This window comes from Nonomuraea sp. 3N208 (assembly GCF_052245935.1).
Classification (GTDB): Bacteria; Actinomycetota; Actinomycetes; order Streptosporangiales; family Streptosporangiaceae; genus Nonomuraea.
This window is the reverse complement of the sequence record NZ_JBQQBR010000019.1, coordinates 15,811-28,691: the sequence shown is the minus strand read 5'-3', so window position 1 is coordinate 28,691 and position 12,881 is coordinate 15,811. Positions and strand designations below refer to the sequence as shown.

Genomic DNA, 12,881 nt, shown 5'->3' with positions numbered 1-12,881 from the left:
ATGGACATTCATCCCTCCACCGAGGAGGACGCGCCGATGGACACGGACCGCCTCAGCATCAACCAGATCACGGTGAAGAGCTGGACCTTCGAGGAGACCGTACGGGGATGCGCGCGCCACGGCATCAGATACGTGGGCGCGTGGCTGGATCGCGTCGCGGAGATCGGCGTGGAGAAGGCCGTCAAGATCCTCGGCGACCACGGCGTCGCGGTCTCCAGCGTCTGCCGTGCCGGCTTCTTCACCGACAACAGCCCCGACGGACCATGGTCCGGCCGGGCTGACAACGAGCGGGCGATCGACATGACCGCGCAGCTGGGCGCCGACGTCCTGTACCTCGTTTGCGGCGGGGTAGCGGCCGATCGCGACCTTCCGGCCGCCCGCGACGCCGTGCGCGATGGTCTGGCCGAGCTCGTGCCCTACGCGGTGGAGCGCGGTGTGCGGCTCGCCGTGGAACCGCTGCATCCGATGATGTGCGCGGAGCGGTCGGTCATCGTGACCATGGCCCAAGCAGTCGAGCTGGCGGCGCAGTTCCGGCCGGACGAAGTGGGCGTCGCGGTCGACACGTACAACGTGTGGTGGGATCCCCGACTCGCCGAGGACATCCGGCGCGCCGGCGATCGGATCATCGGCTACCAGGTGTGCGACTGGCTGGTGCCACAGCCGCACCCGGTCTTCGGCCGGGGCGTGCCCGGCGACGGTGTGATCGACCTGCGGTCGATCACCCGCGCGGTCGACGCCACCGGCTACCGCGGACCGATCGAGGTCGAGATCTTCAATGAGAAGGTCTGGTCGTCTCCTCCGGACGAGGTGATTCGTATGATCAAGAAACGGTTCGCGGCGCGGGTGCTCGGCTGATCGTTTCGGCCGGGAGTCACGATTGTGGCGGCGCCGTGCTGTCCCGCATCAGCACGGTGCCCCCAATCGCCACGGTGTGAGGTGGCTCCTCCCTGGGCAGCAGCGCGAGCTCCATCGCGACCTGGCCGATGCGCTCAAGCGGGAGTTGGACCGTGGTCAGGCCCGGGACGGCGTCGGAGGCCAGCGGCGTGCCGCCGAACCCCGCCACCGAGATGTCCGCCGGGATACGCAGACCGGCGGACCTCATCCACGCCATCGCGCCGACCGCCACGACGTCGGCGATCCCGAAGATGCACGTCGGCTGGTCCGGACGGTCGAGCAGCAGACGGGCGCCCCGGGCCCCGCCGTCTCGGGAGATGTCCACGCGGACGATCGAGTCGGAGGAGAGCTCGATGCCTCGATCCTGGAGGCCGAGCCGCAACCCGCGCATGCGGTCGCGCACCGCCATGAGCTTGGCCGGCCCCGAGATCACGCCGAACGAGGTGTGCCCGAGATCGACGAGCCGGTGGGCGAGTTGACGGGTGGCCTCGACATTGCCCACGTCGACGACGTGCCCGATCTTGCGTCCCCGCGTCACCGACACGATCGCTCCCCCGGAGGCCTGATATGCAGAAAGCTGCTCCATCAGCGCGGCGGAATGAGCCCGGTCGGAGAACGAGCTGCCGGCCAGGATGATCGCGCGGGGGCGCTGCGCGCTGAGCAGGCTGACGTAGTTGAGCTCCTGCTGCGGGTCGCGATAAGTGCATACCATGGTCACGAGCAGCTTGTGCGCCTCGGCGACCTTGATCACTCCTCCTGCGATCATGGCGAAGTACGAGTCACGCACGTCGTGCACGACGAGCCCCACACTCGTCGAGGTCGAGCTGGCGAGGGCCCGTGCGTGCAGGTTGGGCAGGTATCCGAGCTCGGCCGCGGACGAGAAGACCCGGTTGCGCAGGGAGGCCCGTCCCTTGTAATCCGCGTCGCTCAACATGCGGGACGCGGTGGCGAGCGAGACCCCGGCGTGCTCCGCGACGTCCTGCAGACGGACCGGGCGGCCTTCCGGCAACATCGGCACTCCCCTACCACACCCCTGTTGCGACTCGCAGTGTAGCGTTTGCGAGATCGATCATCACAACTGAAAGCGCTGACACCAGATGATTGATGATAGGAGAAGCCTAGGACGTGGAATAGCCGAACCTAGGTGAAAGCGCTTGCGGCCCACGGCCGGCACGCCGACCGGATCCGGCTCACCACGAGCCGGTCACGGGTGAGTGCTGCCGGTGGAGCGCCATGCGGTGGTCTCCCTGGGGATGACCCGATGGCTCAGGACGGTGGTCGTGGCATTGTCGGCGCCGGGCGGAGCGTCGATGATGTGCCGGGCGGCCATGGCGCCCATCTCGTACAGCGGCAGGCTCACGGTGGTCAGGCCGACGAACTGGGCGACTCTGAAGTCGTCCATGCCGGCGACCGAGATCTGGCCCGGCACGTCGATGCCGGCCTGCCGAAGAGCGCTGAGCGCGCCGACGGCTGCTTCGTCGTTGGCGGCGAGGATGGCGTCGGGCAGGGGCGGGCGGGCGATGAGCCGCATGGTCGCGGCGTGTCCGGCCTCATAGTCGAAGCCGCCGGGGTGGCATTCCGCGGTCTCGGCGAGATCGGCATCACGCATGCAGGCGAGGAAACCGTCACGCCGCTGCTGTGAGGCGATCATGCCTGCGGGGCCTTCGATGAACGCGATCCGGCGATGGCCGAGCGAGACGAGGTGGTCGGTGATGTCGTACGCGGCGGTCCGGCTGTCCGCGGTGATGGTCGGGCATCCGAGCTCGCGCACGGTGAGCGAGACGACCTTGATGCCTTGTTCTTGTGCTTGGCGGACGGCCTTGGCCAGCTCCGGCGCCTGGGGGTCGTCGATGTAGCCGCTGCCCGCGAAGATCATTCCGGCGGCTCGGTAGTCCCGCATGGTCTGCACGCGGTTGATCTCCGTGGCGGTACGCCTGTCGACGTTGGACAGCATGGTGACATAGCCGGCTCGGCTGGCCACGTCGTCCACGCCGCGAGCGATGACGGAGAAGTATGGGTTGACGATGTCGCTCACGAGGACGCCCAGCAGGCGACTGTTGCGGGAGACCAGTGCACGCGCCAACGCGCTGGGCGAGTAGCCCAGTTGCTCGGCGACGGCGATGACCCTGGCACGGGTCTTGGCCGAGATGGGGTGACTGGAACCGGTCAGCACCCGTGACGCGGTGGACACGGACACGCCGGCCGCCCGCGCGACCTCCACCAGTGAACTCACGGCTCGCTCCTTAGGACAACGTTTGCCTAATCATGCCCGACTCCGCCCCAGGTCGGCAAACGAACAGGACGATTCGCCTGTGTCTCACCCATGATGAGCTCTTGACGACTCTGTGTCTCGCCCTATTAGCTTGCCCGTAAGGCATACGTTTGCCTAGCCAATGAGCTCTACTGAGTGAGGCTTGAAGGAGGAGCTATGCACGCCCGGACCTGGGTGAAACGGATCGCCGTGCTCGCGGCCGTGTCCTGCGCGGCCGCGTGTGGCGGCGGGGGCGGGGGCGCCGCCACGAACACGGACGGAACGGTCTCGATCACCGTGGCGGTCAACGAGCCGGACATCACGACGGTGCCGATCCTGGCGGCCGTCGACGCCGTCCGCCAGGCGGGTCACAAGGTCAAGGTGATCGAGCTCGCGGAGCCGGAACTGGCGATCGAGGGACTGGCCAAGGGGGACTATGCGATCTCGGCCGAGGCGACGAGCCCGGCGCTGATCGCCATCGAGCAGGACGCTCCCATCAAGATCATCGCCGATGTGGTCGGCAACCAGTGGGCGATCTACGGCAAGCCCGGCATCTCCTCCTGCGCCGACTTGAACGGGCGTCCGTTCGGAATCTTCAGTGAAGGCGCGGTGGCGACCGCCATGGCCAAGCAGTGGGTGAGCGCCGAGTGCGGCGGCAAGAAGCCCGAATACCTGACGATCGGCGGGTCGGACGTACGTGCCCAGGCCCTCGTCGCCGGCCAGATCGACGCGACCCCGCTGGAGATCTCCGATGTGGTCACCCTGGAGTCGAAGGGCAAGTCCGGATTCACCCAGGTCGTCGACTTCGCCAAGAGCCTGCCCGATGTCCATCCGCAAACCGTGTACGCCAACACCGAATTCCTTACCGAGCACAAGGACGTGGCTCAGGCGTTCGTGACGGCCCTGGTACGGGAGCACGAGAAGATCAACGCCGATCCGGAGTACCTGGTCGGGCAGGTGACCAAGTACCTGCCCGACGAGGACGCCGCCAACGTTGCCAAGATCGCCGAACGGTACGTCAAGGCGAAACTGTTCAACGCGGCAGGCCTGACCGAGCAGAACGTCCAGAGCACCATCAGCTTCTTCGTCCGGGCCGGCGTGATCAAGCAGGGCATGACCGCGAAGGACGCGGCCGATCTGACCTTCGTCCGGTCGGCCGCATGACCGCCGCCATCACGCCCCGAGAGCGACGCCGGACCTCCGGCTTCCGCACCGGTCCCCAGCCCGGGCGGCGCCCCTCGCTGTGGCGGCGGATCGCCAACGCGAGCCTGCCGTACCAGCTGCTGACGTTCGCCGTCTTCGCCGCCGCCTGGGAGCTGTACGCCCTCGAGTGGGGCGGTCTGCTCATCCCCACCTTCACCGAGACGGTCCAGGCAACGGCGGAGTTGCTGGGCAGCGCGGAGCTGTGGCAGGCCATGTACGTCAGCAACCAGGCGCTGGTCCTCGGCTTCGGGATCGCAGTGGTCGTCGGCGTGCCGGCGGGCATCGTGCTCGGCCGCTTCCGGACGCTGGAGCGCTTCGCCGACGTCTATCTCAACATCCTGCTGGTCACCCCGATGGCGGCGATCATCCCGCTGCTGGTCATGTCGGTCGGGTTCGGGCTGACCTCGCGGGTCATCCTCGTCACGATCTTCTCGATCGTGATGGTGGTGGTCAACAGCCGCGCCGGCGTACGGCAGGTCGACCCGTCGCTGATCGAGATGGCCCGCTCGTTCGGCGCCACCGAGCGGCAGATCTGGTCGCGGATCCTGCTGCCAGGCGCGCTGCCCGCGATCATGACCGGCATCCGACTGGGCGTCGGGCGCGCGGTCACCGGGATGGTGCTCGTCGAACTCCTCATGGTGTCCACCGCGATGGGTGGGCTGATCCTCGAGTACCGCGGCCTGTTCAAGGCCCCGCTGCTCTACGGCACCATCGTGATCATCCTGGCGGAGGCGCTCCTGCTGATCTCCGTCGCGCGATGGTGCGAACGCAAACTGACCCGCTGGGCTCAGACGACTACCGCAAGGAGCGCCTGATGATCGAAATCCGTGGATTGAGCAAGAGCTTCGTCGGCCAGGACGGCGGCAGGGTGGAGGCATTGCGGGACGTCGACCTCGACGTGGGCGAGAACGAATTCCTGACCGTGCTGGGGCCCAGCGGGTGCGGGAAGACGACGCTACTCAAGGCCATCGCGGGGCTCATCCCCTGGCAGGATGGCGACATCCTCATCGACGGCACACCGGTGCGCGGGCCAGGCGCCGACCGCAGCATGGTGTTCCAGAACTTCGCGCTGCTGCCCTGGGCGACCGTGCTGGACAACGTCGCCTTCGGGCTCAGGATGCGCGGTGTCGGCCGCGCCGAGCGCGAGGAGCGTGCCCGATCGCTGATCGCGATGGTGGGGCTGTCCGGGTTCGAGACCAAGCGGCCTGGCGAACTGTCCGGCGGCATGCAGCAACGGGTCGGCATCGCCCGCGCGCTCGCCGTACAACCGCGGGTCCTGCTCATGGACGAGCCGTTCGGCGCCGTGGACGAGCAGACCCGCCGCCTTCTGCAAGAAGAGCTTCTGGCGATCTGGGAGGAACACCGGTTGACCGTCGTGTTCATCACGCACAGCATGGAGGAGGCGGTCCTGCTGGGCGACCGCGTCGTACTGATGAGCGCGCGCCCCGGGCGCATCGCCGAGATCGTCCCGGTACCGCTGCAACGGCCGCGGTCCAGCGACGTCAGCGCACTCGAACGCTCCGGCAAGTATGTCGAGATCACCGCCTATCTGTGGGACCGGCTCCGTGACATGCACGAAGAGCACCGCCCCGCCACGGTGGCCCGATGAGCACGCTGGCCGGACAACGCAGAGCGCGGACGGCGCACCCGCGCCGGCCGCTGTCCTGGCGGAGACTGCCGGCCGCCCCCCTCAGCCTGGCCGCCGGCGCAGTGGCATGGGAGCTCATCGGACACCTCGCCGGCGTCTCGTTCTTCCCTCCGCTGAGCACGGTGCTGGTCCGCCTCGCGGACATGGCCTCCAGTGGGGTGATCTTGAGCAGCCTGGGCGACAGCCTGCTCAACCTCGCACTCGGATTCGCCTTCTCCCTGGCGGCCGGCCTGGTCACCGGCGTCGCCATGGGCCGCTACCGCAGGGTCGAGGCCGCCCTCGGCGTCTACGTCTACGCGTTGCTCACCGCCCCGTCGCTGGTCTTCGCGCCGATCTTCTTCTCCGTGCTCGGAGAGGGCCGCGGCTCGATCATCGCCGTGGTGGTCATGTACGCGATGTTCGTCATCATCATCAACACCGCCTCGGCGATCCAGTCCGTGCCCGGGCATCTGGTGGAGATGGCCCGCTCCTACGGCGCGAGCGAACGCCAGGTGCTGCTGCGCATCATGCTGCCGGCCGCCGCCCCCATGATCATGGCCGGCGTCCGGCTCGGCATCGGCCGCGCCGTCACCGGCATGATCAACGGCGAGATGTTCATCGCCGTCGTGGGCCTGGGCCGCATCGTCACCGAGGCTGGCGGGCGGTTCGACAGCGCCAGTGTGCTCGCCGTGCTCCTGGTCATCATCGCCGTCGCACTCGGCGGCGTCGCCCTGGTCCAGGTCGTCGACCGCAGGATCACCCGCTGGATTCCGAAGACGTCAAGAGGAGATCGATGAAAGTCGACGCATACAGCCATATCCTGCCCGCCCGATACTTCGAGCGCATGCGCGAACTCGCCGTCGACCCGGACGCGCTCAAACGTTGGCTGGAGCTGTCCGCACTGCACGACCTCGACGAGCGGCTGCGGATCATGGACGAGTTCGGCGACGGCTACCAGCAGATCCTCACGCTCTCCTCACCGCCGATCGAACTGCTCGCCGGGCCCGGCGAATCCGCGGCCCTCGCCCGGCTGGCCAACGAATCGATGCTCGAGCTGTGCGAGAAGCACCCCGACCGGTTCCCGGCCTTCGTCGCCTCCCTGCCGATGAACAATCCGGATGCCGCCCTGGACGAGCTCGCCTTCGCCATCGACGACCTCGGCGCCCGCGGCGTGCAGGTGTTCACCAACGTCAACGGCAGGCCGCTGGACGATCCGGCGTTCCAGGCCGTGTTCGACGAGATGGCCAGGCGGGACCTCCCCATCTGGATGCACCCTGCCCGCGGCCCGGCCTTCACCGACTACGCCACCGAGGACACCTCCAAGTACGAGATCTGGTGGGCGCTCGGCTGGCCGTACGAGACCAGTGTCGCCATGGCCCGGATGGTCTTCTCCGGCCTGTTCGAACGGCATCCCAACATCAAGATCATCACACATCACATGGGCGCCATGATCCCCTACCTGGAAGGCCGGATCGGACTGGGCTGGAGCGACCAACTCGGCAGCCGCACCGCCGGTGAAGACTATGCGAACCTGCTGCAGCGGCGGCCGCTGGACTACTTCCGCCGCTTCTACGCGGACACCTCCCTGTCGGGCTCCGACATCGGCACCCGCTGCGGCCTGGACTTCTTCGGTGCCGACCATGTCGTGTTCGGCACCGACTGCCCCTTCGACCCCGAGGGCGGGCCGATGTACATCCGTGAGACGATCCGCGTCATCGACGCACTCGACCTCACCGACGCCGCCCGCGAGCAGATCTACCATCTCAACATCAGACGCCTGATGCGGCTGACCGACGAGGGCGTGTGACGACGCCCTGCTGAAGCGGGCCCGCCACGGTATCGGTGAGGTGCCACAGCGAAACGCTTGTCTAGCATGGCGGTGACGAACCCGGTCCGGCTCCTTCCGGTCCGCGAGTCCGCGCGGCCGCCCGTGGCGATTCGATGCCGGCGACCACAGCATGATCGCCAGAGGCCGACCATAGGCCCGCGTTCCGCGTAATTCGGCGGGCTACAGATGTGAATCTGGGCTTTGAGCTGGACTGACATGGCTGTGGCCGCCTGGAGGGCGTTTCTCTAGCCGGTGAGGTTCGGGCTGGTCACGCCTCCTTGGTCAAGGCGCCGAGCTGTCCAGGCCTGCCCCGGTCGGAACACGGACCGGCCATGCACGCGGGTTCACCGCGCCTTCTGGGAGAATCGGCCTGAGTCCGACGAGGACCGCCCGTTCTTCGCCGCGCTTCTTGGGCGTCTCCAACACGGCCACCTCCAACACGGCCACGCGCTGGCAGGGCGGCGTTCTCGGCCAGAAGCGCACGCGTTAGAGCGATCAGCTCCTCGTGGGACATCTCCTCCTGGCCAGACCTCCGGTTCGCAGGCGAAGATGAGACGGTGGCCGCGCCCTGTCACGGCGACACGCCGCGTCCTCAAAGCCACAATCCGCTATGCACGGATAGCGCCATAAGTCCTGATCAGGGCATATGCGCAGCAATCGTGGGGTCTCGACAGTGGTCATCACGGAACGTCACTATCTGGACCGCTCGGGTATCTCCCGCACGCAGCCCTCAGTCGAGCACCCGTGCGTGAACGTCTGACTGGACAACGACGTCTTCGGTCTGGTCGACGTTGGCGACGATCACCAGAGCGGCTGCCATCGTGGCTACCGCCGCGACGGCGGCCGCCCGCCAGCGGCGTCGCGGCCGCGGTCGAGCTGAATCCAGTTCCGGTTCCGGTTCTGATTCGGGTGGCACGCCCATGTCCAGTCGCTTGCGGGCGGCGCTCCACGCCGCGGCCGCCTGCTCGTCAAGACCACAACCGAGGACGAACGCGGTAACGGTCTCCTCCCGGGGCAACGTCCGGCGCTTGAGCATCCCGGCCGCGGTCGAGTACGGCAGATGGTGGCCGACCCGCTGCGCATGGGACTGAATGTCGCGGTAGCTGCGCCCGGACCAGGCCTTGAGCCGTCGGAGCGCGGCCACGAACTCGGCGTCGGTGTGCGCGGCAGCTGGGTCGGGACATCCTGCCAGGCCGTCTGATCTAGTGCTCATAACCTGGCAGTACAGCCGAGTCGCACGGATCCGCACAAGCCGGAACAGCACATTCCTTGCCCGCGGGCCGGCGGATCGGCCAGCGTCGATGGCATGACCTCCACTTGGTTCCACGCCGTTCTCGCCGGCGTCCTGTTGTCCTCTGCTCCGGTCCATCCGCGGATCGAGTCGTTTCTTGATCGAACGGTGCCGCCGGGGCCCGGCGGCACCGTGGCGGTGGCCCGCCATGGCAAGCTCGTGCACTGCGCCGGATTCGGCCTGGCCGACCGTGAGACCAAGACCCCGGCTCGATGTGACACGGCCTACGACATCATGTCGATCACCAAGCAGTTCACCGCAGCCGCGATCATGAAGCTGCAGATGATGGGCAAGCTGCGTACCACTGACCGGATCGATGTTCACCTCGGTCCGGTACCGGCCGACAAGCGTCTGATCACCGTGCGTCATCTGCTGGCCCACACCTCCGGGCTGCGTGACCTCGGCGACGACTACGTCCCCGTCTCCCGCGACACCATGACGCGACGCGCCCTGGCGTCACCGCTGCGGTCAGCGCCGGGAGCCCGCTTCCACTACTCCAACACGGGCTACAGCCTGCTGGCCGCCCTCATCGAGCGCGTGTCCGGCAGCTCGTACGAAAGGTTCCTGGCTGAGCACCTTTTCGCCCCCGCCGGCATGACCAGCACGGGATACGTGCTGCCCCGGTGGGCGGCAGGCCAGGTCGCGATCGAATACGACAAGCGGGGCGTGAGACGAGGGCGGCCCACCGAGCATCCTTGGGCGGCCGATGGCCCCTACTGGTACCTGCGGGGTAACGGCGGCATGCTCTCCACTGCCCGCGACATGTACCGCTGGCACCGGGCTCTGGAGGGAGACCAGGTCTTGTCCCGCCGGGCCAAGGCGGAATTGTTCACCCCGCGAATGCTCGTCGACCGGAAGGCGAAGGCGTACTACGGCTACGGCTGGGGCGTGTTTCCGCACACCGAGCACGGTCGGGTCGTTGAACATGACGGCGGTAACGACTGGTCCTTCGGTGAGTTCGTCCGGTTCCTCGACAAGGGCGTGATGGTGTTCTGGATCACCAACCAGGCATATCGGGCGGGGAAATGGAACTTCGAGGACATGAACAGCAAGCTCACACTGGGTCTCCTCCGCGCATTGTGACACCGCTACCGAGCGGGACGCCCAGTTGGTCGGCCAGTCGGGCCACCACTGCCGGGGGAGCCGCGCTCGCGGAGACTGTACGGTTTTCGGCTCTGCAAGATTCCGGTGGTAACTATCCGTGGTGCTTTTGGGTGAGGAGCGTCCGTTTTCGGAGTGTTGATAACCCGGCCTTGCCGTACGTCTGCCGTTTGAGGATCTGATCTTGGTGACGACGCCCTCGGCGGGCCCGTTGTAGGGCAGGGCGAGCGCGGCGGTGAGCAGGGCGGCGAAGGGACCTTGCTGGCTAACTCGTCTTCAGGCGGTTAATGCGAGTTCTGCCAGTTCACGATGGGCGGGATGGCTGGTTCGCCCTCGATCGAGGGAGTGGCCGTTCCACCAGGCGTCCAAGCGGATCAGGTTAAGGGCGACGGCGGGCAACTGCCGCAGCCACGCGGAGAAAACGGCGTAGACCGCTGCCAGGAGCGCATATCCGTCGCCGCCATAGGCGCGGGCGAGCTTAAAGGCTGTGCCGGGGGATCTGTGCGATCAACTGCTCGATCCGGGTGGTGAGGGTGTCGATCTGCCGATTCAGGCCGTCGATCTGGTCCAGCAGCATCCGGGCCAGTGCGGCGCGATGGTCGTCGAAGCGTCCGATGAGGGCTTCGATCAGACGGGCGTACGCCAACTACCTGGCCTTTGGGAAAGCTCGGGTTCACTATCGTCCTCGCCGTGTGACGGAGGGGACGTGACCGTAGGTCTGGCGGTAGAGGGCGGCGAACCGGCCCAGATGCACAAAACCCCAGCGGAGCGCCACCTCTGTAACGGTTGTCCGGCTGCCTGTCACTGCGATGTGGAGAAGATCGGCATGAGCCCGCGCCAGCCGTACCTTGCGCAGATAGGCCATGGGCGTTGTCTGCAGGTGTTCGCGGAAGCCCGATTGAAGGGTACGGACGCTCACCCTGGCCGCGGCGGCGATGTCTCCTGGGGTGATCGGTTCGGCGGCGTGTTCTTCGCAGAAGCGGCGCGCGCGTCGAATGGCTGCGGAGGTCAACGGGGCACTGGGCTCACCAAGGTCGGCAGAGTAGGTGTGGGGCTGTGAGTCGAGCAGAGTGTGCAGCAAAAATTGCTCGAAATGGTGTTCTGCCAGAGATGAGGCGGCAAAGGGAAACGTTGTGCCTGCCGTGGCCGGGAGGGAAAGTGCGGTGAGTACTCGACTCAGGGGGCTATCGTTGATGACTTGCGGCTCGAAGTCCATATCCCTTTTCGGGGCATCACCGAGCTGATGCTCAAGGAACCGATGGATGAGCACCTCAGGAACCTGGATGATCATCACATCGTGATCGACGCTCCAGTTCATGTCGATGCGCCGGCGAGGGCCGATGATGGTAAGCGGCGTAGCGACATCCTGGCGCCCGACCGTTAGTCGTCCACCACCGGTCAACGGCACGTGAATGTTGTAGAAGTCGGGCAGCTCCGGGACGTCGACACGGATTTCTGCCCCGTACGCCAGCGTGTGCAAGACGATGTTCCCGCGATGCAAAAGCCTGTACCGGCCACCGTTTGGATGGGCGTTGATAACCTTGAGGCCGTGCGGCGAGAAGTTCTGCGAGACCTGCGCTCGCATTTCCTCTACGTCGCCTTTGAACATCGGGGCCGGCGCACATAATCTCGGGAGATTCCCCACGCTCTGCGACCTCCGTTCACTCATAGCCTGAATCCTCCTGCTCTCGTAGACTGGACCTAGCTAATTGGCCGAACAGTTGACCTTGGTGTGCGGCCGACAGGCTGGCCGAGCTAGCCCCGTTATCCGCACGTGCCGCGTCGTGACATATCAGCCCTTAAGGTCCCTGGCGACCCTCAGTCTTTCCTCTCAAAGGACCTCCGCCAAAGTGCGAGGAGTGTGGAGTGCAGGGCACTCGCTATGACGAGCGGAAAGCAGGCCCTGGCTGCCGTGCCGTGCCCTTGAGCTATACCGCCCGGACAATGGGGACGACGTCTGACGCCAGGCGCTCCGTCTGCTGCCTGAAGTCTCCCACAGGCGTGAGGTTCATCGAGGAAAATCCCAGCCCGGAGAGCGTGAGCAGCCGCTCGGCCACCTCCTCGGCGCTCCCTGATACCACTCCTTCCGACGCCTGGGGCTCTCCCACGTGAACCGGAACGTTGTAGACGCAGGTCACTGTCCTTCCGCTCGTCTCGGCAGCGGCTAGGACCCGCTCTCGCAGAACTGTGGCCTGCTCCGGCGGCGCGAATCCGTACGACGGGATCCATCCGTCGGCGAGTCGCCCGGTGGCCTCCAAAGCGCGCTTGCCGTACGTCCCGAGCCAGATGGGGATCGGCCGGTCGGGTTTGGGCTCCAGGTCGGCACGCTCAGTGCGATATCGGCTGCCGTGGAAGGTGAAGGCGGGCTCCGACCATAGCCCGCGGATGATGTGGATGCCCTCCACCATGCCGTCGACCTTCTCCCTGGGCGAGGGCACGCCGAGCCCGAAGGCCCGGAATTCGTTGGCCGCGACCCAGGTCAGCAGGGTCCACACTTCGTATGTCGGCTCGGCGGCGCAGGGATGGTCGGAAGCCGATACGAAATCGAACTCGAGTTCCTCGGTCACCCTGGCGTCTCCCACCGGATCCGCGCCTGGCGCGGCCGTAGTGGACAGGCCCAGCCCGAACATGCGCATATCCGTCGACCCTCCGTCCTAGATGTTTACATGTAAACCCTATGCCTGGT

Annotated in this window: 13 protein-coding genes; 7 read left to right on the top strand and 6 right to left on the bottom strand. The window is 66.7% G+C overall.

What is annotated here, in order from left to right; genetic code table 11:
• Positions 1–855, top strand: coding sequence for a sugar phosphate isomerase/epimerase family protein (locus tag ACTWPT_RS27710; RefSeq protein ID WP_443180394.1), 855 nt, complete (start codon positions 1–3; stop codon positions 853–855).
• A 16-nt stretch (positions 856–871) separates the two neighbouring features.
• Here ACTWPT_RS27710 and ACTWPT_RS27705 read toward each other — a convergent pair whose 3' ends face one another.
• Positions 872–1,906 (bottom strand): LacI family DNA-binding transcriptional regulator, encoded by a 1,035-nt coding sequence (locus ACTWPT_RS27705; RefSeq protein ID WP_443180393.1) that lies wholly within the window; start codon positions 1,904–1,906, stop codon positions 872–874.
• 192 nt (positions 1,907–2,098) lie between these two features.
• A complete protein-coding gene (locus ACTWPT_RS27700; RefSeq protein WP_443180392.1) occupies positions 2,099–3,127 on the bottom strand; it encodes a LacI family DNA-binding transcriptional regulator in 1,029 nt (342 codons plus the stop codon).
• A 195-nt stretch (positions 3,128–3,322) separates the two neighbouring features.
• Here ACTWPT_RS27700 and ACTWPT_RS27695 point away from each other — a divergent pair, with 195 nt between their 5' ends.
• Genes ACTWPT_RS27695 through ACTWPT_RS27675 form a run of 5 tightly spaced genes read left to right on the top strand, consistent with a single transcriptional unit; the run spans position 3,323 to position 7,782 of the window.
• Positions 3,323–4,309, top strand: a complete 987-nt coding sequence (locus tag ACTWPT_RS27695; RefSeq protein ID WP_443180391.1) for an ABC transporter substrate-binding protein — start codon at positions 3,323–3,325, stop codon at positions 4,307–4,309.
• Positions 4,306–5,163 (top strand): ABC transporter permease, encoded by an 858-nt coding sequence (locus ACTWPT_RS27690; protein WP_443180390.1) that lies wholly within the window; start codon positions 4,306–4,308, stop codon positions 5,161–5,163. Before ACTWPT_RS27695 ends, ACTWPT_RS27690 begins: the two co-directional genes overlap by 4 nt.
• Positions 5,163–5,957, top strand: coding sequence for an ABC transporter ATP-binding protein (locus tag ACTWPT_RS27685; protein WP_443180389.1), 795 nt, complete (start codon positions 5,163–5,165; stop codon positions 5,955–5,957). Before ACTWPT_RS27690 ends, ACTWPT_RS27685 begins: the two co-directional genes overlap by 1 nt.
• A complete protein-coding gene (locus tag ACTWPT_RS27680; RefSeq protein WP_443180388.1) occupies positions 5,954–6,772 on the top strand; it encodes an ABC transporter permease in 819 nt (272 codons plus the stop codon). The genes ACTWPT_RS27685 and ACTWPT_RS27680 overlap by 4 nt, the downstream gene beginning before the upstream one ends.
• A complete protein-coding gene (locus ACTWPT_RS27675; RefSeq protein WP_443180387.1) occupies positions 6,769–7,782 on the top strand; it encodes an amidohydrolase family protein in 1,014 nt (337 codons plus the stop codon). The genes ACTWPT_RS27680 and ACTWPT_RS27675 overlap by 4 nt, the downstream gene beginning before the upstream one ends.
• A gap of 751 nt (positions 7,783–8,533) precedes the next feature.
• Here the strand turns inward: ACTWPT_RS27675 and ACTWPT_RS27670 are convergent.
• Complete coding sequence (locus tag ACTWPT_RS27670) at positions 8,534–9,016, bottom strand: hypothetical protein (RefSeq protein WP_443180386.1); 483 nt, start codon at positions 9,014–9,016, stop codon at positions 8,534–8,536.
• A 93-nt stretch (positions 9,017–9,109) separates the two neighbouring features.
• Here ACTWPT_RS27670 and ACTWPT_RS27665 point away from each other — a divergent pair, with 93 nt between their 5' ends.
• Complete coding sequence (locus ACTWPT_RS27665; protein ID WP_443180385.1) at positions 9,110–10,177, top strand: serine hydrolase domain-containing protein; 1,068 nt, start codon at positions 9,110–9,112, stop codon at positions 10,175–10,177.
• A 496-nt stretch (positions 10,178–10,673) separates the two neighbouring features.
• Here ACTWPT_RS27665 and ACTWPT_RS27660 read toward each other — a convergent pair whose 3' ends face one another.
• From ACTWPT_RS27660 to ACTWPT_RS27650, 3 genes are all read right to left on the bottom strand, one after another.
• A complete protein-coding gene (locus ACTWPT_RS27660) occupies positions 10,674–10,841 on the bottom strand; it encodes a hypothetical protein (RefSeq protein ID WP_443180384.1) in 168 nt (55 codons plus the stop codon).
• Between the two features lie 30 nt (positions 10,842–10,871).
• A complete protein-coding gene (locus tag ACTWPT_RS27655; protein ID WP_443180383.1) occupies positions 10,872–11,804 on the bottom strand; it encodes an AraC family transcriptional regulator in 933 nt (310 codons plus the stop codon).
• Positions 11,805–12,123: 319 nt separating this feature from the next.
• A complete protein-coding gene (locus tag ACTWPT_RS27650; protein WP_443180382.1) occupies positions 12,124–12,825 on the bottom strand; it encodes an LLM class flavin-dependent oxidoreductase in 702 nt (233 codons plus the stop codon).
• Positions 12,826–12,881 lie beyond the last annotated feature (56 nt).

Bases quoted from the DNA above. Each gene is read 5' to 3' on its own strand.
- ACTWPT_RS27710 (WP_443180394.1), top strand. From the start codon at position 1: ATGGACATTCATCCCTCCACCGAGGAGGACGCGCCGATGGACACGGAC.
- ACTWPT_RS27705 (WP_443180393.1), bottom strand. From the start codon at position 1,906: ATGTTGCCGGAAGGCCGCCCGGTCCGTCTGCAGGACGTCGCGGAGCAC.
- ACTWPT_RS27695 (WP_443180391.1), top strand. From the start codon at position 3,323: ATGCACGCCCGGACCTGGGTGAAACGGATCGCCGTGCTCGCGGCCGTG.
- ACTWPT_RS27690 (WP_443180390.1), top strand. From the start codon at position 4,306: ATGACCGCCGCCATCACGCCCCGAGAGCGACGCCGGACCTCCGGCTTC.
- ACTWPT_RS27685 (WP_443180389.1), top strand. From the start codon at position 5,163: ATGATCGAAATCCGTGGATTGAGCAAGAGCTTCGTCGGCCAGGACGGC.
- ACTWPT_RS27680 (WP_443180388.1), top strand. From the start codon at position 5,954: ATGAGCACGCTGGCCGGACAACGCAGAGCGCGGACGGCGCACCCGCGC.
- ACTWPT_RS27675 (WP_443180387.1), top strand. From the start codon at position 6,769: ATGAAAGTCGACGCATACAGCCATATCCTGCCCGCCCGATACTTCGAG.
- ACTWPT_RS27670 (WP_443180386.1), bottom strand. From the start codon at position 9,016: ATGAGCACTAGATCAGACGGCCTGGCAGGATGTCCCGACCCAGCTGCC.
- ACTWPT_RS27665 (WP_443180385.1), top strand. From the start codon at position 9,110: ATGACCTCCACTTGGTTCCACGCCGTTCTCGCCGGCGTCCTGTTGTCC.
- ACTWPT_RS27655 (WP_443180383.1), bottom strand. From the start codon at position 11,804: ATGTTCAAAGGCGACGTAGAGGAAATGCGAGCGCAGGTCTCGCAGAAC.
- ACTWPT_RS27650 (WP_443180382.1), bottom strand. From the start codon at position 12,825: ATGTTCGGGCTGGGCCTGTCCACTACGGCCGCGCCAGGCGCGGATCCG.